Source organism: Protofrankia sp. CiP1_Cm_nod2, assembly GCF_920664355.1.
Classification (GTDB): domain Bacteria; phylum Actinomycetota; class Actinomycetes; order Frankiales; family Frankiaceae; genus Protofrankia.
The window spans coordinates 13,477-36,805 of record NZ_CAKKTL010000019.1 but is presented as its reverse complement, the minus strand read 5'-3'; the positions used below and the strand labels follow the sequence as shown (position 1 = coordinate 36,805).

Below are 23,329 nucleotides of genomic sequence, written 5' to 3'. Positions count from 1 at the left end.
ACCTGCGCGACCACCTCGACGACGGATGGACGGTCGTGTGCGGCCGTCAGCTCGTCGGCGGGACGAACACGCGCGACTCCGACTTCATCGTCGTCGGCCCGAACAGCGTGACGGTCATCGAGGAGAAGTCCTGGCACGGTGAGCTGCTCGGCACCGAGGAGCGCTGGTACGACAGGCGGACCCACCACGAGCTGGGAAGCCCGATCAACCAGGCGAACGGTGTCGCGCGTGTCCTGGCGGGCAACATCGACCGGCTGCTGCGCCAGCACCGTCGGACGCTGGCGCGCAGGGCCGGAGCCGGGGCCGGGGCCGGAGCCGGAGCCGGCCACCAGGACCGGCGGCCGCACATCGTCGAGTACCTCGTCGTGCTGTCCTCGCCCGACGTCAGATTCGACGTGGCGGACCCACGCGCCGCCGACCGCGTGGTCCGGCTGGCCGGGTGCGAGCGGAGGCTTGTCGAGCTCGACCGGTCGACCGCCGCGCGCATGGATCTCGGGCCTGTCCGCGACCGCGTTCTGGCCTTGGTCGAGGGCCTCCCGGAAAGGCCGCTACGGCCGGCGCAGCTGGGCAGTTACCAGATCGTCGGAGACATCGAGCCGACACCGCGCGGCCCCAGGTACGTGGGCAGGCACCGCGACGGTGCGGTCCGGATTCTGCTGACCTATCAGCGCCAGGGCCTGTCCGAGGCGGAGCAGACCGAGGGCGACCGACTGATCCTGCGGGAGTACCACGCCATGCGGCGGCTCGCGCCGCTGGGCCGGGTTCTCGCGGTCGACCCCTACTTCGGCGTCGACGACGACCAGATGTGGGTGGTGCCGATGCACCCGCCCATGCCGTCCCAGCGGACGATCCGACGCCGGATCGCCGCCGGTGAACGCCCTTCGCCCTCCGCGTTCGCCGAGGTTGCCGCGGACGCCTATGCCGGGCTCGCCGACATGCACGCCGAAGGCATCGCGCACCGCGCGCTGCACCCGAGCCGGATCTGGCTGCCCGACAAGGCCAACAAGGTGACCTTCTCGGACCTGCTGATCGCCAAGATCGCGAATTCGGGGACCGTCTTCGACGCCGACGAGATCGACGAGCTCGGCCGGCCGTACCGTGCCCCGGAGTGCCGGCTCACCGTGCACGCCGCGGGCTACCCGTCCGACGTCTACTCCCTGGCGCTGTGCCTGCTCGCCTGGTGGGAGCTGCGCCAGTCCGACCCGCCGCTCGTCCCCGACGTCCCGCCGTCGCTGCCGGGCCGGGTCCGTGACGTGCTGTCCGCCTGCCTGGCGCAGGATCCCGGTGCCCGGCCGGAGGCCCGGCAGGTCGCCGACCTGCTCCTCGCGCACCTGCGCGAGGAGCGCAGACGCGCGGTGCGGCCGGCGCCCGGCGTGCGGATCGACAACAACAAGTACGAGCTGGTCCGCGGCCTCGGGGACGGCGCCACCGCGACCACCTGGCTCATGAAGGACCGGCGGTTCGAGATCTGGCACACGCTCAAGATCATGAAATCGGCGGGGACCCTGGACCACCTGCGCAGCGAGCTGACCCTGCTGCAGAAGCTCAAGCACGACCGGATCGTGAGCGTGTCCGGTTATCTGCTCGAGCCGTTCGGGCCGGCGCTCATCGCCGAGTACGTCGACGGCCGGACGGTGTCCGAGCTCGGCCTGACCCTGCGCGGCAACCTCGCCGCCTGCCAGAAGATCCTCGCCGACATGCTGGACGCCCTCGAGTACGCCCACCGCCGGGAGGTCCTGCACCGCGACATCTCCCCGAACAACATCATCGTGGACGCGGACGACCGGGCCACGCTGATCGACTTCGGGGTGGCGACCAGCGACGCGGACCGCAGCATCGTCGGCACCCTGCCGTACCAGGCTCCCGAGATCGCCGCCGGCCTGTCCTGGTCGCCGGCGGCGGACCTCTACTCCCTCGCCGTCGTGTGCTTCGAAGCGCTGACGGGCCGGCTCCCGTACCTGGTGGACGGGCAGTTCCCGGACAAGCGGCAGCTCGTCCGGCCCACCGGCACGCAGATCGGGGCCGGGGGCGGTGCCGGCGTGGACGCCGCTGTGTTCGACGTCATCCTGCGTGCCTGCGACCCCGAGCCCGACCAGCGCTTCTCGTCGGCCGCGGCGTTCCGCGACGCCGTCGCGTCCGCGCTCGCGCCTCCACCGGCCTCGTTACCGCGGGTCTCACCACCGGCGGTCTCGTTACCACCGGTCGCACCGCCATCGGCCGGGCGGGAACGAGAGGCCGGGCTGGAACGAGAGGCCGGGCGGGAGCGAGAACAGCCCGGCAGCCGGGCGCGGCGCGGGCTGCCGCGAGAAGAGCGGCCGGAGCGGAGCCAGGTCGTCAATCCGGCCGTGGACGAGATCCGGCAGCTCTTCCGCAACAGCGGGCTGGGCAACCGCGGCAACCGGGGCCTCGACTCCGAGTTCGCCGTGCGGACGTACGTCCCGACCAGGCTGGACGAGCGGCTCGTCCCGCGCGTCGTCGACGGCCGCCCGCAGCTGGTGGTCTTCAGCGGGAACCCGGGTGACGGCAAGACCGCCTTCCTCGAGCGTCTCGGCGAGTTCCTGCGCGGCCGGGGCGCGCGGGTGCTCGCCAGCGACGCGGCCGGCTGGCGGATGGCCCTCGCCGGCCACGAGTACGCCTCCGTCTACGACGCCAGCGAGTCCCACGAGGGCATGTCAGCGGACGAGCTGCTGCGCCGGGTGCTCGACCCGCTGGGCGACGGCGGCCCGGCGGGCGGCTACACCGCGCTCGTCGCCGCCAACGACGGCCGGCTCCTCGACTTCCTGGAACGCGAGGCGTCGCGTTATCCGCGGATCGCGAAGGCGCTCGCGGACGGCGGCGGGACCGACGGGACCGACGGGATCGACGGCGGCGGCACCGACAGCGCGGGGATCCTGCGGGTCGACCTCAAGGGCCGGTCGATGGCGTCGGTCGGCGCGGCGGCCGGCTCGCTGACGGTGCGGCTGCTGGAGGCGCTGGTCGCCGGCGACATGTGGGCCGAGTGCGCCTCGTGCGTCGCCGAACAGCGTTGCCCCATCGTCCGCAACGCCCGTGAGCTCGGCGTGCCGCGGGCCCAGGAGCGTCTGCACCGCCTGGTGCTCACCTCCCATCTGCGCCGCGGCCGCCGCCCCACCATCCGTGACCTGCGTTCGACGCTCGCCTACCTGGTGACCGCCGACCTCGGCTGTGCCGACGTCCACCAGGAGATCGGCGACGGGCCGGGGAACCCGGCGACCCCCGAGCGGCACTTCAGCTCGCTCGCGTTCGACGCCTCGGGCGGGCGGGACCGGCTGCTCGACGAGTGGCGGGAACTCGACCCGGCCACGGTCGCCACCGCCCGCCTGGAGCGGGCGCTGGCCCCGGACGCGCGCACCGGCACGGACATGGCCCGCGCGAAGCGCCGGCTCTACTTCACCGCGCCGGACGCCGAGGTGGCCGGCGCCGGGTACCTGAGCCCCTACCGCTACTTCGAGGAGTTCCGCGCGCTGTTGGCCGCCGGCCACCCTGGTGGTGCTGTGGCCGCCGGCCAGGAGAGCGGCACAGCGGGCGACAGGATCGTCCGGATGCTGCTGCGCGGCCTGTCGCGCTGCATCGGGCCTGTCGGCTACGACGGGGAGGGCGTCGCGGTCTCCGTCGGTGAACCGGCGGAGGACGGCGGGGCTGTCGTCAAGGTCCTCGCTCTCGACGAGTTCGCGGTCGAGGTCGCCTCGGTCGACGACCGGTTCGTCGAGACGGCAGCCGACGTGTTCGTGCTGCGGCACGTCGCCGGGCAGGCCGGCATGACCGTCGACCTCGACCTGTTCGAGCTGCTCATGCGGGCCGCCGCCGGCTACCTGCCGACCAACCCCGAGGTGACGCCGCTGCTGGAGGAGCTCGGCCTGTTCCGGTCGGGCCTCACGCTGCAGCCGGCGTCCAGAGTGATCGTCATCGAGCCTGACGGCCGGCGCAACGCCATCGCGGTGACCGGCACGACGATCGAGCTGCTGGGAGCCGACCGATGACACTCGTCCCGCCGAAGGACCTCCGGTCGTACTCCTTCGAACGGCTCACCGGGGTCGAGCTGAACGACTTCGACGTCGACCGGTTCCTGCCCGTGCTGTTCGAGATGGTGGTCACCAACGGCCGGCGGCTGAGCCGCTCGGACGCGCGCCCCACCGAGCCGGGCGGGTACATCGAGGCCCTCGCCGGCCATCCCGCCCTGCGCGGTTTCGGCGACGAGCACGGGCAGGCGGTGCTCGAGCAGTGGGTGAACACGAGTGTGGTCCGGCTCGGCCACAGCGGCCGCGGCCACCGTGACGTGCAGCTGGCCGCTGTCCAGCCCAGCCATATCGGCGCCTACCGGGCCGGGCTGCCGGCGGAGGGTGCCCGGCACCGCAAGGTGCATCTGGTCGTCTACCGCCTGCTGACGGACGCGCTCGCCCGCCGCGGCAGCCCGAACCCGGCGGGCGAGCTCAGGTCGCTGTTCCTGGAGGCGTTCGGGCGCGGCGTGTCGATCTCCGACAGCGCGGTCCCGCGGTTCGACGGGGCAACGGCCGACCTGGACGCCAACGTGCTGCTCAGCCTCTACTACCTGGAGGGTTTCACGCCCGGCAGGCTGCTGTCGGCCCGGCAGGCGCTCGACTGGGATCCCGTCATGCCGGGAGTGATGATCGCGCTCGGTGATCAGCTGTTGGACTTCCTTGCCGTCTACCGGCACCGGCTGCCCACCATCGCGCTGGCGCGGCACCTGGCGGCGCTGGTGAACATCGGCCTGTTCACCACGACGCTGCGCCTGTTCACGCTGGTCAACGACCTGTGCCGGGGCCGGGCCAGGCCGGCCGACCTCGGCGTCGACCGCAGGCCCGCGCGGACCGAGATCTACGTCGACTTCACCCGGCAGACCGGCGGCGACTCGGACCGGCTGGCCGGCGAGTGCGTCGACCGGGACCTGGAGCGGCTGCCCGCCTACCTCGACGACATGCTGCTGCTGAAGACCCTGGACCGGTACGCGGGCAACGAGGCGAAGCTCCGGCCCTACGTGCAGGACAGGCGTGGGCCCGACTGGCTGACCGCGCTCATGGATCTGCGCCACGACCAGTACGTGGAGTGGCGGGCCGGCCTGGAGCTCGAGCGGATCATCGAGGAGACGAGGAACGTCACCAGGTGCTCGGACGAGGACGCGCGCGCCGAGCTCGAGCGGGCCGCGCCGGGCGGGTCACAGCTCGACCAGGTCGTCGCCGCGATCCGCCAGTCGCAGACGAAGCAGGCGATCAAAGCCGCCGGGCAGTGGTTCTGGAACACCGGGGGGATGCGCAAACAGGCCGGGCTGCTGCGCGGCAACCTGCGGGGCCGGCGGGCCTGGCGGTACGCGATGACCGACGAGCTGCTCACCACGCTGCTGCTGAGCACCCTGGTGGATCCCGACCGGGGAGAGGCGCTGCCCCGGATGCGCCTGGCCGACCTGCTCGTCACGCTGGAGTCCCGCTGGGGCCTGCTCGTCGACCGGCCGCCGGCCGCCCGCGCCGACGCGTCGTCACGCGCCGTGGCCAACGCCAATCTTGTCGCGTTCACCGGCCGGCTGCGCCAGATGGGCTTCTTCGCCGATCTTTCCGACGACTTCAACGCCCAGTATGTGATCAATCCTCTTGCCGGAGCCGGAGCGCGGCGATGACCAGCCTGAGCACCGCCCTCGCCACCAGGGTCGCCGAGCAGCTGGTGGCCGACTTCCTGCGCGGCGCCCCGCCCGGCCGCTGCCTGCGGCTCGACCACCTGCGGGAGGCCGACTGCCATGCCGTCCGGGAGAAGGCCGCGCAGGCGCTGGCACAGGTGCCCGCAACGGGACGCGGCTCCTCGGCCGGTGCGGCGCAGATCGCCGTCCTGGGTACGACCGGCCACGCGGACGACACGGTCATCCGTCCCGAACGCGCGATCGAGCTGCGCAACCGCAAGTCGGCCGCGCTCCTGCTGCTCGTGCCGTCCGGTGCCGACACCCCGGCGGCCAGCAGCCTGGAGAACTCGTTCGAGTCGATCGACATCGACCATCTGTTCGTCAGGATCGCCCGGGACACCCACCACCGCCTGGACCGCTCGCTGCGGGAGCTGTGCGACCAGGTCCAGCAGACCGTGCGCCGCAACGCCTTCAACCACTCGAGGCAGGCGCGCGCCGAGTACCTGCTCGCCGTGAGCGCCGCCGCGAACGACCCGGCCGGCGGCGGTACCGCCAACGCCCTGTACAACGCCGAGCTCACGGCGGGTACGCACCTGCACCTCGTCGGCCTGATCCCGGACCATGGCGGCGCGTCGTTCGTCTCCCGGCTCGAGGCCAACGCCACCTGCGTGACCGCGCTGGTCAAGCCCGCGCGATCGCAGGAGGACGCCCGCGAGAGGCTGCGCAGCTGCCCGTTGCGCCAGGACGACGAGCACTACCAGGCCATCGAACGGTTCGTGGCCGCGGTGCCACGCATGTCCGAGCGCACCTGGCTGCACGACCTCGCCGCCCCCGGGAACCGCGGCCTCACGTTCGACCGGTGGCCCCTGGACCTGCCCGCGGACAGCGACCTCGTCGCCCTGCACGTCGAGCCGTTCGCGAACCAGGACGGCATCGTCCCGGCCGGGACGGGGCTGCGCGCCGGGCCCGACAGCGCGCTGCCCACCTGCTCGACCAGAGGCGGGTTCGTCAAGGCCACCTGGAGGACCGAGCCGGCCAGGCCGAAGGACGTCGCCCGCTGGCGTGTCGAGATCATCCCGTCGGAGGAGTACTACGGCGAGGAGACGGACTTCGACGTCGAGCTTCCCAGCGCGTCCGGGAAGGCCAGCGCGCGCAGCCACCGGCTGACGGTCGCGGTCGACACCGAGGAGGCGCAGCGGGTCCCGGCGGTGGTCGTCGTCCGGGTTCAGGCGCTGGACCGCAACAACCAGGTGCTCCGCCTGCGGGACGGCCAGCCCGCGCAGGCGGTGAGCCAGGAGTTCTCCCTCGACGACGTACCGCCGCCGGAGAGCACGGCCGTCCGGCGGGACAGCGCGTTGTCGCTCCCGGTCGCGCGGCTGCGCGCCCTGCGGGCCGGCGTGGACGCGCAGAGCGAGACCTGCGAGGGCTGGCAGGAGGCGGACCTCGCCTACCTGCAGCTCCGCTTCGGCCGTGGCCACGCCACCCGGATCGCCCTCAGCGTCGCCCTGCGGGAGCTGGGGCAGCGGGTCCTGGCCGAGCCGGACAGCGCCGGCCGGTACGCGGCGGTGGTCGCGGCCGGCCAGCCGTTCTCCGCGGGACGGGCCGTGCCGGTCGGCCCCGAGCGGCCCGGCGGCGCGGGCAAGGCGTTCCTGGCCGCCCGCCGGGAGTTCTTCGACGCGGTGCGGGCGCAGCCCGGCCGCGGGCTCATCGAGGTCGCCGACCTCACCGACGAGCTCGCGGCGCTGGCGAGCCGCTACACCGCCTCCTACGGGCGGGCGCTGCGCCGGGACGCCAGCCCCGCCGACACCCGGGCACTCACCACCATCGACACGCTCCGCCTGCGGATCGACCTCGGCCGGCGCGACCACCCGGTGAACGCGCTGGTCGTGCTGCCCACGCACCCGTTGCGGGTGGCGTGGTATCTCGCGTACTGGGCCGAGCTGACAGGATGGTGCCGTCAACTACGCTCCGTATCCAGCAAGGAGGAGCGGGCTGGCGAGGTGGACATCGATCTGCTCGCCCGGCTCAGCCCGGCGCGCACGCCGTTCCTGCTCAGCGACGACGACGGCCGGCCGTATGTGTTCGCGCAGAACCTCCGGCTGCTGCACGGCGTCTACCTGCCGGTCGGCGAGCCGGACCCGGCAACCGCCATCAGCGAGATCGTCGGCGCCCTCGGCCTGCCCAGCTCCGACGTCAGCGTGGGCGAGGTCCCCGCCGCGCGGCTGGCCGAGCGCATCCGCCTCTACCGGCAGACCCACCACCAGCCCGAACGCCTGCGGATTCTCGCGACCAACCCGGGCAGCGGGGCGTTCCTCGGCGAGGCGCTGCGGGCCGTCACCGCCGAGGCCTCCGGGGACCCGGCGACGGCGGAGGCCGACGGCGGGCTCGCGCCGCACATCCAGGTGGAGACGTTCGGGGAAGGCGCCTCGGAGACGAGCCCCCTGCCCGGGCTGCGCGAGCTGCAGCAGGAGCTCGCCGAGAACCGGGCCCGGCGCAGCCGTGGCTTCCTCGACCCGGCACTGGAGATCTCGACCGCGCCGCTGGACGCGATCGACACGGCACACGACGCCCATCTGGCGGTGCTCACCGACGTCAGCCACCCGGAGCTGGTCATCGGCACCCCGACGGTGACGGCGGGCAGCGTCTCGTTCCGCGGCCTGATCACCCGGCCCGTCACCGACCTCGGCCCGGACGGTGGGTGGGTGACCGGAATCGACTTCCCGCCCGCGCGCGGCGCCGACTCCACACCCCTGACCGACCTGCACCGGCGGTTCGCGGAGGCCGTCACGTCGCTGTTCGTCGCAGCCGCGGGCGGGACGCCGGCCGGCGGCTCCCCGGTGGTCACCTCCGGCGCCGCGGCCGGCCCGGACAATGGTCCCGGCCTGGGCAATGGCCCCGATCCGAATAACGGTCCTGTTTCGGGCAATGGCCCCGGTCCGGGTAATGACTCTGATCCGGGCAATGGCCCTGGTCCGGGCAGCGGCCCCGGCCCGGAGGCGACGGTGCTGCTGCCGAGCCGGGCGATCCGGCCGGCGGTACTGTCCGCCACGCGGTTCACGCCGGCCCAGGACGGGCCGTCGACGCCGGACGAGCCGCGTTCCGCGGCCATCGCCCGGGTGCGCATGGAGGTCAGCGGCCGCACCGCGCGCGTGCTCGAGATCGCCCACGAGCGGTGCGACTGGGTCATCGTCCTGGACCGTTTCCTCGGGCTGGACGCCTTCGACGACCCGGCCACGCGCACCGCCGGCGGGCGCCGCTACATCCTCGACTACGCCCCCGAGTTCCTCGACGGGCTCGGCCACCAGATGTCCATCACGACCGCGCACCGGGCGGACGTCGAGAAGATGTTCCTGCGCGCGATGACCGAGCTCGGCTTCTACCGTCCGGGCGAGTCCGTGTCGTCGGTCATCGACGAGCTGCTGCTGGTGTCGGGCCGACTGATCCTCGCCGCGACCGGTGACGACAACCGGGCGAAGGAGGCGGTGGCACTGGCGGCGGTGGTGGCGCACCTGCGCCGTCGTGGTGAGCTCGAGAACACGGTCATCATCCCCGTCGACGCCCATCCGGAGCTCTTCGGCTCCCGCGCCCGGCGCCAGTCCGGCCAGCGGGCCCGGCGGTGCGATCTGCTCCTGGTCCGTTTTCCCACCACGCGCCGGGTGAGCATAGAGGCCGTCGAGGTGAAGTCGCGCGGCATGCTCGGCAGTGAGGATCTCGCCCGTGACATCGCGGGACAGGTGGATGCGACGATCGATGTCATCAACCGGTTGTTCTTCACCGAACCTGTCCGGATCGACCGCCCGCTCCAGCGGGCCCGGTTCGCGGCGCTGCTGCGCTACTACCTGCGCCGGTCCGCCCGCCGGAGCCTGATCACGGAGGCGGTGGAGTTCGGCCGCATCCAGGAGACCATCGACCGGCTGGAGACGAGCGGTCTGGCGGTCGGCTACCAGCGCAGCGGCTACATCGTGGTCCTGCACGAGGACGGAACAGCCGACTTCGAGGTCAGCGGCACCCGCATCCGCACCATCACGGCCAGAAACCTCCAGGCGGACGAGGACGCCGACACCCGCCGCCCCGCCTACATCCCGCCGCCGCGCGCGTTCGACCCGATCGTGGTGTCGGGTGCCGCGGACCCGGACCCGGACGGGCCCGGCACGAGCGTCCATGCCGACACGGACACGGACGTCTCGCCAGCCGTCGGCACGCTCCCGTCGTCCGCCGCCGTCGGCGCGGACGGTGGCGAAGCCGGTGGACGTCCCCCTGAGCCTGCGGGCACCTCGGCAGATGCCCCGTCGCAGCCTCCGGCCGAGTCGCCGCCGACGCCGCCGAGGACGGCTCCGGCCGAAGCGCAGCCGACGACGCCGCCGAGCCCGTCGGATGAACCGCCGGCCCGGGAGCTCACATACCCGCGGGCCGTGCGGGTGCTGGTGGGCCGCACGCTGCCTCCGGAGGAGGACATCGTCTGGGAGGCGAGCACGACCGGCAGCCCCCACCTGTTCATTCTCGGTATCCCGGGACAGGGCAAGTCGGAGACGACGATCCGGTTGCTTCAGGGCGCGGTGGAGCAGGGCCTGCCCGCACTGGTGATCGATTTCCACGGCCAGTTCGGGAACGACCCGCGGCGGCCGGAATCCCTGCATGTGCGGGACGCCGCGGCAGGCCTGCCCTTCTCACCGTTCGAGCTGGCGGCGGACGCCGGCCGGCACGCCTACAAGATGAACGCGCTGTCCGTCTCGGAGATCTTCGCCTATGTGTGCGGGCTTGGTGACATCCAGCGGGACGTCGTCTACCAGGCGCTGGTGGGCGGTTACGAGGCGCATGGCCATGGTGCTCTCACCCCGCCGCGGGGTGTTCCGACGCTGGAGGCGGTCCGGGACAGGATCGCGCGGCTGGAGAAGGAACGCGGGGTGGCGAACGTGCTCGCCCGCTGCCGGCCGCTGCTGGAGTACGGCCTGTTCACGGACGACACCGGGCTGAGCATCCAGGACCTGATCAGGAGTGGGCTCGTCGTCGACCTGCACGGCTTCGCCGAGGTGGAGCAGGCGCAGGTCGCCGCCGGCGCGTTCCTGCTCCGCAAGGTCTACAAGGACATGTTCTCCTGGGGGCAGACCGGGCAGTTGCGGCTTGCCATCGTGCTTGACGAGGCGCACCGCCTGGCGAAGGACGCGACCCTCCCCAAGCTGATGAAGGAGGGCCGAAAGTTCGGTGTGGCGGTCGTCGTCTCCAGCCAGGGCATCGACGACTTTCATCCGGACGTGCTGGCCAACGCGGGGACAAAGATGATATATCGGATCAACTATCCGCAGTCGCGTAAGGCGGCTGGCTTCGTCCGGGTCAGGGCGGGCCGTGACCTCACGGAGGAGATCGAGCAGCTTCCGGTCGGCAACGCCTACGTCCAGACACCCGACATGGCATCCGCCCGCCGAACCCGCATGCTTCGTCCGGACAGCCAGTAGGGACGCCGACCGGCCGCATCCGACCAGTTCCCCTGGATCATCGCTCGCCCGTGGCTCCGCCCGCCGCGCCCGCGGCTTCCCGGTCTGCCGCGTGCTTTTCCTCGCGTCACGTTCGCGCCGTGCGCTGGAGAGTCACTGGCGGGCCGGTCGGTGAGCGGTCTTTCTTCGCAGGAATTTCCTGTGGCATTGTTGCGGCGGAAGAAAGTGCGTTCGGCAGACGCCCGGACGCCGCCGGCCGATAATGCGTGATCGTTTCAGGGTCGGACGGCACCCACCTCTTCCCGTCCGTGCGGGGTGTCCCATTCCGCCGTCGTCCAGCTGGTCAGGGACGTGCGGGGGACGACCCGCTCCGGGTGCAGCTGGTCGAAGTTGTCGGCGAAGTTCCGGCGGATCACGGCGAAGTCCGTCGCGTCCCTGAAAGCGGGCAGCGCGTACAGGTCGCGGGCATAGGCCCACAGCGCGGGGAAGCCCTCCGGGCGGGCGATGTTGGTGGCCAGCAGCCCGGGGTAGGCGACGTCCAGCCGGGCCAGCGACAGCCACAGCCGCACGTCGGGCTCGGTGATGATCGGCCCGAACAGGTAGCGCCGGGTGCGCAGCCGCTCCTCCAGGGTGTCGAAGCGTTCGAAGAGCACCCGCAGGATCCGAGCGTGCTCGACCGGGTCCGCCGCGTGCCCGACCCGGTGCAGGGCGTTGTTGACGTCCTGGTGCAGCCAGGTGTTGAAGGCGTCGATCCGCCAGCGCAGCGCCCACGGGTAGAGGTCGACGTCCGGGTCGGCCCAGGCGTCGAACTGTGTGCTGAGGTCGAGGCTGATCGTGCCCGACTCGTTGCTGATGATCCTGCCGTGTTCCCGGTCCCACAGCGCGGGCACGGAGGCGCGGCCCAGCCAGCCCGGCACCGTCGCCTCGTACGCCTCCCGCAGCCGGGAGAAGCCGTTGACCGGGTCGGGCCCGGAGCGGCCGCCGAAGATCCAGCCGCGCTCGTCGGTGGAGTCGTCGACGTACGACAGCGAGACCACGTTCTGGAGGCCCTTGAGCGCGCGGACGACCGCGGCGCGCGACGACCACGAGCAGCCCCAGGAGACGTAGACGTGGTAGCGGCCGGGTTCGGCGCGGTAGCCGCTGGAGCCGTCGGCGGTGATCCGCCCGCGCAGCCGCTCCACGTCGCGGGCCGGGGTTGCCGGGAGCTGGTCGCAGGACTCGATCTCGGGCGCGCAGGCGGTGTCGACCACGGCCGGGAGCTGCCCGGTGAACTGCACCTGAGTCATGGGTACTCCGTAAAGGTGTCGGACGGACGGGACGAGGAACGGGGCTGACGAAGATCGGGGCTCCGGACGGGGGCTCACGGCCGGCCACCGGGGGAGAGGGCGCGGGCGATCCGGTTGACCGCCACGGTGACGGCGGCGATGGTCAGGCCGGGCAGCACGGTCAGCCACCAGGCGGTGCCGAGGTAGTCACGACCCTCGGAGACCATCGCGCCCCACTCCGGCGTGGGTGGCTGCGCCCCGAGACCGAGGAAGCTCAGCGCGGACACCGCGAGCACCGCGGTGCCCAGCTCGAGTGCCGCCAGCGCCAGCACCGGGCCGCACACGTGCGGCAGCACATGGGTCAGCAGCACCACGGGGCCCCGCACACCCGCGGCGGACGCGGCCTCCACATACGGCTCCTGCCGGGCCCTGAGCACCTGGGCGCGCACGATCCGGGAGAAGCCCGCGATGCCCGCCAGGCCCACGGCGATCGCCGCGTGCGCGGTGCCGGGACCCAGCGCGGTGACCACGGTCAGCGACAGAATGATCGCCGGAACGGCCAGCACCGTGTCGACCATCCGCATCAGCAGGGCGTCGACCCAGCCGCGTAGGCTGCCCGCGACCAGGCCGATCGTGACCCCGCCGGCCAGTGCGAGCCCGACCGCGATCACCGGGGCGCGCAGTGAAAGCGATGAAGCATGTACTACCCGTGACCAGACGTCCCGGCCGAGGTAGTCGGTGCCGAACCAGGCCGCGCCGCTCGGCGGGAGCAGCGCGCGGTCGGGCGTGGTGGCCAGCGGCGCGTGCGCGCAGAACACCGTGGGCACGAACGCCCAGGCCAGGACGAGCGCCAGCACCAGCACCGCCAGCGTGAGCCCCGGGCTGCGCCACGCGCCCCGCAGCACCGCGCGCGAAGCCGCCCACAGCGACGCCCGCGGCGCCACGGGGAAAGGGGTGTCGCTGTGGGCCGTACCGCGGACGGCGCCGTGCGCGGCATCACCGACGCTTCCATGAGAGGTTCCACGGGGAGTCCCATGGGCAGCATTGTGGGTGGCGTCACGGGCGGTGTCGGGGGGGTTCAGGCCGACCGTGGTCTCAGCCATCCGCGGCTGCCCCTTCCCGTTGCGGGCCGCTCGGCCAGGCGCGGGTCGAGCAGTGGCGTCACCAGGTCGACGGCAAGGCTGACGGCGGCGAAGACCAGGGCGCTGACGACCACCGCGCCCTGCACCACCGGGATGTCCTGCGCCTCGACCGCGGCCGCGGTGATGCGGCCGAAACCGTCGCGGGAGAACACCGTCTCCACCACCACCGAGCCGGCCAGCAGACTGCCGATGATCAGCCCCAGTAGGGACAGCAGCGGCAGCGCCGCGTTGCGGGTGGCGTGCAGCAGCAGCACCCTGGCCCGCCCGGCCCCCTTGGCCCGGGCGGTGGCGACGTAGGGCGACAGCAGGACGTCGGCCAGGCCGCGGGCGAAGACCTGCGTGATCACCGAGGCCGTCGGGATGGCCAGGGTGATCGCGGGCAGCACCAGCCCGCTGCCGCCGGTGTGCCCGAAGGCGGGCAGCAGCTTCCAGCGGAAGGAGACCACTTCCAGCAGCACCAGGCCCACCACGAACTGCGGGAACGAAACCCCCAGCGAGGGCGCCGACAGCAGCAGCCGCGACAGCCGCCGCGACCGGGTGGCAACCGCGGCCAGCGCTGTGCCCACCCCGAGCAGCACGGCCAGCGCCAGACCCACCCCCGCGAGGGCCAGGGTCTGCGGCAGCGCGGTGGCAAAGATGTGGACGACGGTGTCGCCGCTGCCCACCGACCGGCCCAGGTCGCCGTGGAGGGCGGCCCACAGCCGGTCGGCGTACTGCTCCGGCAGCGGGCGCTCGAAGCCGTAGGCGGCCCGCAGCTGGCGCACCTGCTCGGGGGTGGTGTTGGCGACACCGCCCTGGCCGCTGAGCATGATGGCGACCGGATCTCCGGGCAGCAGGTAGAGCAGGGCGAAGGAGAGCGTGAACGTCGCCCACACGGTGACCACCGCATGCAGCAGCCGCAGCAGCAGGTGACGTACCGTCATCTTCCGCGTCTCTCCTGTTCATGCTCTGTCGCGTTCTGATCCGTGCCATCCTGAACAGTTTTGTCCTGATTTGTGCTGTCAGGTCCGCGCTGCCCGGCTGGTGCCTGCTGGCCGGTCAGTTCGCCAGCCAGGTGTCGAAGAACGCCGGCTGCGCGGAGCCGTCCAGCGCCACCCCCTGCACCCGCCCGGCGAACGCCACGGACTGAGCCTGCTCGTAGACGGGCAGCGAGTACGCCTCCTGGACGATCTGCCGCTGTGCCTGCCCGACCAGGGCTGCGCGCTCGGCGGCGTCGAGCGTCTCGGACTGTTTCGCCAGCAGCGTGTCCAACGGGTTGCCGGCGGGCAGGTGGGCGCGGTTCTTGGTGGTGGTGGCGAAGACGGTCGACAACACGTCGGGGTCGGCGCGGGTCAGGCCGAACCACAGCAGGTCGTACCGGCCGGCGTCCTGGTCGGGCGCGAGCTGGTTCAGCGGCAGCCCGGAGAGCTGGGCGTCCACGCCGATCTCGCGCAGCTGGGACTGGACCAGCTGGAGCACGTTGCGGCTGGCGGTGTCGACCCCCGGGTAGATCAGCGTCGGTGCCAGCCGCACGCCGTCCCTGGCGCGGATGCCGTCACCGCCCGGCCGCCAGCCGGCCGCGTCCAGCAGGGCGCGGGCACCTGCCGGGTCGTGGGCCAGGTCGGCCGACAGGTCGGTGTACGCGGGCGTGCTGGAGGTCAGGATGCTGCTGGCCGGCCGGTAGTGGTCGCTTAGCAGGGTCCGGACGATGGTGGCGCGGTCGATGCCCTTGGTCAGGGCCTTACGGACGGAGGCGTCGGCCAGCAGCGGCCGCTCGGTGTTGGCCGTCAGGTTGTACGTGACGCCCGGCACCGGCCGGGACAGCTCGGTGGCGCCGCCGGCGGCGAGCCGCCGTTCATCCCGCGCGTCGACCCCGATGACCGTGTCGACCTGACCGGAGAGCAGGCTGCCGACGCGCACCCCGGACTCGGGCACCACCTTGTAGTCGATGCCGTCGAGGTAGGCCGCGCCCTGGTGCTTCCACACCGGCGAGCCCCACGCGTAGTCCGCGCGCCGCGCAAGCCGGATCTCCGTGCCCTGCACGGCCTCCTTCAGCACGAACGGGCCCGCGCCGGCGAGGCCGCGGCCCTGGCAGCGCTCTTCCGGGGCGAGGGCCAGCGAGGCGGGGGAGAGCAGTCCCAGCGCGGCCGTCGAGGTGGCCTGGAGGAACTGCGCGTTGGGACGGGAGAACGTGACCTTCGCGGTGTGGCTGTCGACCACGGTGGTGCCCTGGTAGCCGGTCAGGTAGCTGGCGGCGACCGCGTCCACGGCGCCGAGCCTGACGATGGCGTCGAAGTTCGCCCTGACCGCGGCCGCGTCCACCGGCGCGCCGTCGCTGAAGGTCGCCCCGGGGCGCAGGGTGAAGGTGAACTCGGTGGCCGACGCGCCGACCTCGAACTTCGAGGCCAACCACGGGACGATCTTTCCGGTGGCCGGGTCCTGGTCGGTGAGCGAGGACACCAGCTGGCGGCTGATCGCGGTGTTGCCGTTGGAGCTGTTGTTCTGCGGATCCAGGCACAGCGGCTTGCTCACCACCGCGACCGTCAGCATTCCGCCGCCGCGCGCGGCACCCAGGCCGGGCGCCGCCGTCCCGCCGCCGCCGTCGTCCGACGAGGAGCAGGCGGCCAGTCCTAGCCCCAGGCACAGCACCACCGCCATTCCGGGCAGAATTCGGCGGCCCGGCCCTCCGATATGTCTGCGGCGCGCGGGAACGGGTGGGCTCGACTGGCGGAACATGGACACTCCTGAAGCGGATTGTTGCGGAGCGGAAATCAGCGGTGCCGCCTTGCGACGGACGTCGACCGGTACGCGCGCGGACGGAATGCGGACACGGAAATCGCCGGCCCGCGGCCCACGGCGTGGTGACTGGTGATATGGGGTGTGTACGCAGGTGGCTCAGGGACAGAGCGCACTTGCCTGCCGGACGAGGTCGACGTCCAGACGGCGCATCAGAATTACGGCTCCCGCGGGCACGTCGGGAGACTACCGTGGCTATTCGGGGCAGGGCCAGAGACAATTGACGCCGCCAGCCGGGGGCTGTTGACTTAACGGCCCGGTACCGCCAGGAATAGGAACGGAGAACCGAATATGGAGCTGAGCGGCACGACGGGCCCCGACGTGGGTGACTCGCTTGCCGACCGCATCGCCGTCGCCATGCTCACCAGGGCTTTTCCCGCCGACGTCGTCGACGCCGTGCTCGCCGACACCGGCCGGATCCAGATGCGTACCCGGCTGCTGCCGTCCCGGGTGGTGGTGTACTTCGTGCTGGCGCTGTGCCTGTTTCCCGGTCTTAAGTACGAGCGGGTGGCGCGGCTGCTGGCCCAGGGGCTGATCTGGAGCCTGGGTCGGCCGACCACCTGCCCGGTGCCCACGGCCGCCGCGCTGTCACGGGCCCGGGCCAGGCTCGGCGCCGAGCCGCTGGAAGCGCTCTTTCGTGCCACGGCCGCACGGGTGGGTGGTCCGCCCACCTACCGGGGGCTGCGCGTGCTGTCCCTGGACACGCTGCGTATCGAGACGCCGGACTCCGAGGAGAACCTGGCCGCCTTCGGCCGCGACCCGGCCACCGGCGAGGGCCCGCCGTGCCTGCGGGTCGCGGCCCTCGCCGACGAGACGACCCGGGCCGTCGTCGACGCCCGGCTGGGCCCGGACGCAGGCGCCCGGGCCGTGCTGACCTGGCCGCTGCTGCGGGCCCTGACCGGGCACGACCTGCTGCTCGCCGACTTCGGCACGCTCGGCGTCCGGGCCTGGTGCGTGGCCCGCGAGCACGGCGCGGAACTGTTGTGGGCCGCGCCCGCCGACACCGCGCTGACCCCCCACGCCATGCTGCCCGACGGCTCGTACCGCTGCGTGCTCGACGGCGCCGGCGACTGCCCGCAGGACGAGGACGAGACGGGCGTCGCGGTGCCCGTCCGGGTCGTGGAGGGCGCCATCGCGGGTCGGCCGGTCCGCTTGGTCACCAGCCTGCTCGACCCGGTGCGCGCCCCCGCGGCCGAACTCGTCGAGCTGTACGCGAGGCGCTGGCGGTTCCGCGAGGCGCTGGCCGGCCTGGCCGGTCTGGCCACGCCGGGCTCTGCCCACGCCCGGCCCGCCGTCACGGCCGCGTCCGCCCTGCCCGCTGCCGGGGCTGGCGGCGGACCCGGGCGGCCCGAGCCGGTGCCGGTGCCGGTGCTGCGGTCCCGCTCGGCGAGCGGGGTCCGCCAGGAGGTGTGGGGCTACCTGCTCGTCCACCAGGCGATCACCGTGCTGCTGCGCGGGGACCTGCCGGGCCGCCGTGACACCACCGCCACGGTGGGCAGGGAGGCCGCCGGGGCCGTGCCCCGCTTCGCCACCCATGGCCCCGGCCCGCGGCCGGTCCGCCGGATCGTCTGACGTCCGGCGTGCGTCCTGCCTGTCTCGCCTGGACTTTTCGCCCTGCCTGGACTTTTCGCCCCGCCCGGACTTTCCGTCCAGCCTGGACTTTCCGTTCCGCTCGAACCTTTCACCCTGCGGTGGAGGATCGCTGGAACTCGGTTGGAGCCAGCCGCGCGGACCGGCGCCCACCGCCGCCGGGCGGCTGCCAGCCGTCGGTCGGTCAGCCCTCCGGCACCGCCGCCGGCTTCGGCTTCGGCGGCCAGGGCAACAGCAGTGTGATCAGTACGCAGCCCACCAGGATCGCCGCGGAGGTGATGAAGGCCAGGTCATAGCCGGAGGTGAGAGCCGCGCCACTCGGATGCGGCCCGGAGCCGTCGGGACGGGAGCTGGTGTGCGCGGCGGCCAGCGAGGTCAGCACCACCAGGCCGAACGAACCGCCCACCTGCCGGGCCGCGTTGGCCAGACCGGAGGCGACGCCCGCGTCCTGCGGCTGCACGCCTGCCATGGCCGTCACGGCGACCGGGGTCAGCGCGACACCGATACCGAGGAAGACCAGCACACCCGGGCCGATCACGCCCAGCGCCACGAGCGTGTCCGTCCGCAGCGCGGCCTGCCAGCCGAAGCCCGCCGCCGAGATCAGCAGCCCCGCCGAGATCAGCACCGGCGGCCGGCGGCCGGCGGCCAGCAGGCGTGCCGCCGTCCGCGCGCCGACGACCGTGGCCACCGCGTGCGGCACGAAGACCAGCCCCGCCTCCACCGGGCTGTAGCCGCGGACGTTCTGCAGGTAGAGCGAGACGAAGTAGAGCAGCCCGAAGAACCCGGCGCCCAGCAGGAACATCACCACGTTCGCCCCGCTGCGCAGGGCCGACCGCAGCAGCCGCAGCGGCAGCAGGGGCACCGTCGCCAACCACTGCTCCACCACGACGAACAGCGCGAGCAGCAGCGCTCCGACGACGATCGGCAGCCAGCTTCCCACCGGGCTCCAGCCGTCCTTGCCCGCCTGGACGATGCCGTACGCGACCGCGGTGAGCCCGGCGGAGACCGTGACGGCGCCCGGGACGTCCAGGCTGCGCCCGCCCAGCCCCGGCAGGTCGGCCAGCCACCGCAGCGAGCCGGCCACGACGGCGACCCCCACCGGGAGGTTGACCAGCAGGATCCACCGCCAACCGAGGTAGTCCGTGAGCAGGCCGCCGAGGATCGCCCCCGCGGCGCCGCCGACCGCGCCGACCATGGTCCACGCGGCGATCGCCCGGGCGCGCCGGGCGCCCTCGGGGAAGGTCGTGGTCAGGATGGTCAGCGTGCAGGGGGCCAGGATCGCCGCGCCCAGGCCCTGTAGCGCCCGCGCCGTGACCAGGACCCCGGCCGAGGGTGCGGCGCCGCCCAGCACGCTGGCCACGGTGAACAGGGCGACACCCGCGACGAAGACACGCTTGCGGCCGTACAGGTCGGCGGCCCGCCCGCCGAGCAGCATGAAGCCGGCGAAGGTCAGGGTGTAGGCGTTGACGACCCACGGCAGGTCGGCGGTGGAGAAGCCGAGCGCGTCGTGGATCGACGGCAGCGCCACGTTCACGATGGACACGTCGAGTACGACCATGAACTGGCCCAGGCAGGCCAGCGCCGTGATCACGCCGTCGGGCGCGCGGCGCGGCAGCGGGACGGATGTGGGCGCGGGCGTCGGGGCAGGGGCCGCGGGCTCGGGGAGGGCGGCCCGGTCCAGGCCGCGCTCCACGCTCATCAGGCGCCTGTCCGGTGCGCCCGGGCGTCGATGCTCTCGGCGAGGCTCACCAGGCTCGCGGTCAGCCGGTGCACGTCCTCGGCTGCCCAGCCCGCGACGAGTTCCGCCAGTGCCCGGGACCGGGCCGCCCACAGCCGTTCGAGCACCTCGCGGCCCTGCTCGGTGACCTCCAGCAGTTGGGCGCGATGGTCCAGCGGGTCCGGCAGCCGCAGGATCAGCCCCGCGCTCGCCAGCCGTTGTGTCTGCGGGCTGAGCGAGGAGCGGTCCACCCCCAGCCGCTCGGCGATCGTGGACAGTCGCACCGGCTGCCAGCGGTCGATCTGTGTCAGCAGCGTGTAGTCGCCCGCGGGAAGGGTCAGCCCCGCCTCGGCGGCGATGCGGCGCTTGGTAGCCGGCGACAACAGCCAGCACCCGGCGGTGTTGAGCGCCACCGCCGCGCCAGCGATGGCCTGATCGGTCTGAGGAGCCGTACTGGTCATACGGCCACGCTATCTCGATTGGTTGGGTAAAACCAACTGAGAGATCGGACATGGCCTCAAGACGGCTTTCTCCAGCGCCGTGTCGGCTTCAGCCAATAGTTGATCTCTCTTGGAGACCGGAGACCGGAGACCGGAGAGCGGAGACCGGCGACCCGGTGCCGCCTGCCCGAATGCCAGTCCGATGGCGAACAGCGGCAGCTGGGGCCCGCCGTCGGTGAAACTTCCCGGCCGGTAGGCCCCGTGCTACCGGGGCGCGTGGTCAGCCGTCGATGTCTCGCAGGCCCTGGATCACGGGTAGTTCCTCGGGGTCGGGCTCGGTCTGCTCCAGGAAGGCGCGTACACACTCGACGGCGACGTCGGGGGCCAGGCGTTTGAGACTCAGGGCCAGGACGTTGGCATCGTTCCACAGCCGCGCGCCGCGGGCCGTCCACGCGTCGGCGGCCGTGGCGGCCCGCACGCCACGTACCTTGTTGGCCGCTATCGCGGTGCCGGTGCCCGTCCAGCACATCAGCACCCCGTAGTCGACTTCGCCAGCGACGACCGCTTCGGCTACGGTACGTGACATATCGGTCCACACCGTGGACTCGCTCGGGAACACCAGCTCATGTTCGGTGCGGATGAACTCGCGCACGGCGTGGACGCACTCGTTCTCGCTGTCGGCCGCGAACCCGATCCGTGTCATCGCCTTGTCCTCCAGCCGCCTCGTCCTCCAGCCCCATCGCCGACCGACGTATCATCGACGACCTCTTCCCCGTCTTCAACGTCCCTTTCCCGGCGTCCTTCGACGTTCCGTTCCAGGTCGAAACGGCATGCCGACGCGCCGCCGTCCGCTTCCTCGACCGTGACCCGATGGATGGCCCGCGGACGAGCCGCTCGCGCCACGCAACAGGCGTTCCTCGCCGACGTGCTCTCCGTGACTCCTGCCGATACATCGGCACCGAACACATCCTGCTCGCCCTGCTGGAGCGGGAGGACGGCGACGGTGCGCTGTCCGGGCTCGGCGTCGACAGGGCCGCCGTGGAGACACAGCTCGCCACCGCCCTCGCCGCGATCGTCGCCGGCAGGAAGGCATGACCGCGGCGGCATACCGGCATACCGGCATACCGGCGCGCCGGTCCTGCCAGGGCTTCACGCGGGAACGGCCGGTTGGCGCGCGATGTGGACAGCCGCGCGCCAACCGGCCTGTTCAACTGGATTCGGGGCGCACACGCGTATGCGGGTCACGCGCCCCGGTGGGGGTCGTCAGTCGGCTCCGGGGACGGTGACGTTCTTCTCGTTGAAGCCGAAACCATCCTGGGTGGCCTGCTGGCGGAGCGCGTCGAAGGAGCTCTGGCTGGCGTTGACGTCAGCCTCGGTCGCGCTGCCGTTCTTGAGCTTGTCGACGAGAGCCGTGAAATTGTTGCTGATCGACTGTACGGCGTTGCACAGCGTCGGATTGGCCACCGCGAACCCCTTGGCGACCTTGAGCTCGTGGGCGGTGAACAGACCGGCCACCGCCGCCTTGGCGAGCGTGCGCCCCCGGTTGTCCGCGTTCGCTCTGAACTTCCCCTCCCGTGCCGGCTTGTAGATGTACCGATGGAAGGCACCCAGCCCCAGGCCGGCGTGCAGCGCGAAACGGGTCTTGGCCAGCGGCCTGCTGTTCTCGCCGCTCGGACAGGTGCCTTCGTAGGGGGTTTCGGCGGCTGCCGGCTCGGACGCGGCGGCGGCTGGTGCCGCGCTCCCGCCGCCGGTCGTCCTGGAACCGCACGCACCGACAAGTACGACGGAGAGCAGTACCGCCAGCAGGACTGCCCCGCATTGTGTCGCACGGGTAACTGGGCTTTACGTGATACCGGAACCATCATCACCTGACCTCGCACAGAGTTCGGCCTCGTCGACAGCCTGGGTGTTCGTCATTGCCGACGGCTTACCGCGTCGTGAGTCGCGACGGGGACGGCTCGCTTACCGGGCCCCGCGGAAATGCCCGCGGGAATGATGGTGCCCAGGGAGCAGCCGGGCGGAACACGAACCTGCCCGCCGGCTCTGCCAGCCGTCCCGCCGGCTGTTTTGCCGATTGCCCTTTTGGTTGTCCTTGTGGCCACCCTGACGGCTTGACTGTCTTTTAGCTGACCTGGCGGGATTGCTGTTCCCGGCGGGTTGGCTGTTCCTGGCGGGGGGCCGGGCGGGTCGTACGGCGCTGGTGGTGACGGTGGCGCTCAGGCGCGACCGCGGATGCGGTCCGTGAGCCGCTCGTACTGCTCGGAGTCGTTCAGGGCGGCCATGACGATCTGGTGGCAGGTGCGTTCGCACAGGTTGACGAGGTCGGCCCGGTCCATGGCCGGCTGGTCGAGCCAGGTGAGGACGACCTCCTCCATGTATGCCAGCCAGCCGGCCACGGCCATGGTGAGGGCGGGGGTGGCCGGCGCGCCCGCGGTGGTGAGGCCCTCGGTCAGCCAGCCCGTCAGGGTGGCGCGGGTCGAGCGGTGCAGGGTGCGCATGTCGCTGCCGCCGTCGAGCCGGGTGATGGCCAGGTAGACGTCGGGGTGGCGGCAGACGTACTCGACGAAGGTCTCGACCCCGGCGCGCAGCTGCTCGCCGGGAGCCAGGGACGGGTCGGGGCGCAGGTGGTCGAGGAGCTCCTCGGCGGCTGCCCGCAGGACGGCGTGCCGGAACCCGCGCTGCGAGCCGAAGTAGTGGAACAGCAGCCCGGGGGAGACGCCCGCCTCGGCGGCCACGCTCTCGACGCGGACGTCGTCGATCGTCCCTCGTTCCAGGACGTGGCGGGCGGCGGCCAGCAGTTGGCCGCGGCGGTCGGCGGGCAGGAGCCGGGTGCCGCGCACGCCGGTAGGACGAACCATGTGCCCATCTTATTAACCAAAACTCAACAGAACTATTGACTCCAGCTCAACAGGGCCTACTGTTGACTAATCCTCAACAATGGTGCGTCACTGTCCTGGGCCGGGGCCGCACCCCGCGTCTTCTTCCGCCCTCGCCACGTGATGGAGGAGCGCTCCGATGCCGTTGCGAGTCATGAAGCATGAGTAAGCCTCTGCCTCGCAGCCACCCTCGATGGGATGGCACCCCCGGTCTGACCCGCTCGCGCGGTGCCGGGTTCCCGCTTCACAGGCACCTGCCGCGCGAGCGCGGTCTTACGGTCGCCTCCACGGGCGTTTTGCGTCTCCGACGCACTGGCGGCGACGAGGTCACGCAGGTTGACCGCGGCGTTCACGTCGCGGTCAACCGCCAGCCCGCAGGACGGGCAGGTGAACGTGCGGTCCGACAGCGTCAGGCTTGGGTTTCGCCTGCCGCAGCCGGAACAGGTCC

At 72.3% G+C, this 23,329-nt stretch carries 15 protein-coding genes; 5 read left to right on the top strand and 10 right to left on the bottom strand.

The window, feature by feature from the left end:
• Nucleotides 1-2 precede the first annotated feature (2 nt).
• Genes NBW84_RS03820 through NBW84_RS03810 form a run of 3 tightly spaced genes read left to right on the top strand, consistent with a single transcriptional unit; the run spans nucleotide 3 to nucleotide 11,097 of the window.
• A complete protein-coding gene (locus tag NBW84_RS03820) occupies nucleotides 3-3,998 on the top strand; it encodes a protein kinase domain-containing protein (protein WP_445548623.1) in 3,996 nt (1,331 codons plus the stop codon).
• A complete protein-coding gene (mads7, locus tag NBW84_RS03815) occupies nucleotides 3,995-5,647 on the top strand; it encodes a methylation-associated defense system protein MAD7 (protein ID WP_250281757.1) in 1,653 nt (550 codons plus the stop codon). Before NBW84_RS03820 ends, mads7 begins: the two co-directional genes overlap by 4 nt.
• A complete protein-coding gene (locus tag NBW84_RS03810) occupies nucleotides 5,644-11,097 on the top strand; it encodes a helicase HerA domain-containing protein (protein WP_250281755.1) in 5,454 nt (1,817 codons plus the stop codon). The genes mads7 and NBW84_RS03810 overlap by 4 nt, the downstream gene beginning before the upstream one ends.
• A gap of 254 nt (nucleotides 11,098-11,351) precedes the next feature.
• On the opposite strand, the gene NBW84_RS03805 is transcribed toward NBW84_RS03810, so the two are convergent.
• The 4 genes from NBW84_RS03805 to NBW84_RS03790 form a co-directional block, all read right to left on the bottom strand.
• Nucleotides 11,352-12,362: a glutathione S-transferase C-terminal domain-containing protein gene (locus NBW84_RS03805; RefSeq protein ID WP_250281752.1), complete on the bottom strand. Its 1,011-nt coding sequence runs from the start codon at nucleotides 12,360-12,362 to the stop codon at nucleotides 11,352-11,354.
• A 74-nt stretch (nucleotides 12,363-12,436) separates the two neighbouring features.
• Nucleotides 12,437-13,444, bottom strand: a complete 1,008-nt coding sequence (locus NBW84_RS03800) for an ABC transporter permease (protein WP_250281750.1) — start codon at nucleotides 13,442-13,444, stop codon at nucleotides 12,437-12,439.
• Complete coding sequence (locus NBW84_RS03795; RefSeq protein ID WP_250281748.1) at nucleotides 13,420-14,406, bottom strand: ABC transporter permease; 987 nt, start codon at nucleotides 14,404-14,406, stop codon at nucleotides 13,420-13,422. Before NBW84_RS03795 ends, NBW84_RS03800 begins: the two co-directional genes overlap by 25 nt.
• A gap of 115 nt (nucleotides 14,407-14,521) precedes the next feature.
• On the bottom strand, nucleotides 14,522-16,120 hold the full coding sequence (locus NBW84_RS03790; protein WP_250290891.1) for an ABC transporter substrate-binding protein: 1,599 nt from the start codon (nucleotides 16,118-16,120) through the stop codon (nucleotides 14,522-14,524).
• Between the two features lie 429 nt (nucleotides 16,121-16,549).
• Between NBW84_RS03790 and NBW84_RS03785 the strand changes: the two genes are divergently transcribed.
• A complete protein-coding gene (locus NBW84_RS03785) occupies nucleotides 16,550-17,830 on the top strand; it encodes a transposase domain-containing protein (RefSeq protein ID WP_250281744.1) in 1,281 nt (426 codons plus the stop codon).
• 202 nt (nucleotides 17,831-18,032) lie between these two features.
• Here NBW84_RS03785 and NBW84_RS03780 read toward each other — a convergent pair whose 3' ends face one another.
• The 3 genes from NBW84_RS03780 to NBW84_RS03770 all read right to left on the bottom strand — a co-directional run bounded on the left by NBW84_RS03780 (nucleotide 18,033) and on the right by NBW84_RS03770 (nucleotide 20,708).
• Nucleotides 18,033-19,547 carry an MFS transporter gene (locus NBW84_RS03780; protein ID WP_250281742.1) on the bottom strand — a complete coding sequence of 505 codons (1,515 nt, stop codon included), beginning with the start codon at nucleotides 19,545-19,547 and terminating at the stop codon, nucleotides 18,033-18,035.
• Complete coding sequence (locus NBW84_RS03775) at nucleotides 19,547-20,026, bottom strand: MarR family winged helix-turn-helix transcriptional regulator (protein WP_250281740.1); 480 nt, start codon at nucleotides 20,024-20,026, stop codon at nucleotides 19,547-19,549. The genes NBW84_RS03780 and NBW84_RS03775 overlap by 1 nt, the downstream gene beginning before the upstream one ends.
• A 259-nt stretch (nucleotides 20,027-20,285) precedes the next feature.
• On the bottom strand, nucleotides 20,286-20,708 hold the full coding sequence (locus NBW84_RS03770; RefSeq protein WP_250281739.1) for an RpiB/LacA/LacB family sugar-phosphate isomerase: 423 nt from the start codon (nucleotides 20,706-20,708) through the stop codon (nucleotides 20,286-20,288).
• Between NBW84_RS03770 and NBW84_RS03765 the strand changes: the two genes are divergently transcribed.
• Complete coding sequence (locus NBW84_RS03765) at nucleotides 20,702-21,100, top strand: Clp protease N-terminal domain-containing protein (protein ID WP_250281737.1); 399 nt, start codon at nucleotides 20,702-20,704, stop codon at nucleotides 21,098-21,100. The genes NBW84_RS03770 and NBW84_RS03765 overlap by 7 nt on opposite strands.
• Nucleotides 21,101-21,268: 168 nt before the next feature.
• Here NBW84_RS03765 and NBW84_RS03760 read toward each other — a convergent pair whose 3' ends face one another.
• From NBW84_RS03760 to NBW84_RS03750, 3 genes are all read right to left on the bottom strand, one after another.
• Nucleotides 21,269-21,520 carry a hypothetical protein gene (locus NBW84_RS03760; RefSeq protein WP_250281735.1) on the bottom strand — a complete coding sequence of 84 codons (252 nt, stop codon included), beginning with the start codon at nucleotides 21,518-21,520 and terminating at the stop codon, nucleotides 21,269-21,271.
• Nucleotides 21,521-22,221: 701 nt separating this feature from the next.
• Nucleotides 22,222-22,863: a TetR/AcrR family transcriptional regulator gene (locus tag NBW84_RS03755; RefSeq protein WP_250281734.1), complete on the bottom strand. Its 642-nt coding sequence runs from the start codon at nucleotides 22,861-22,863 to the stop codon at nucleotides 22,222-22,224.
• 170 nt (nucleotides 22,864-23,033) lie between these two features.
• Nucleotides 23,034-23,288, bottom strand: coding sequence for a zinc ribbon domain-containing protein (locus NBW84_RS03750; RefSeq protein ID WP_445548624.1), 255 nt, complete (start codon nucleotides 23,286-23,288; stop codon nucleotides 23,034-23,036).
• Nucleotides 23,289-23,329: the final 41 nt, after the last annotated feature.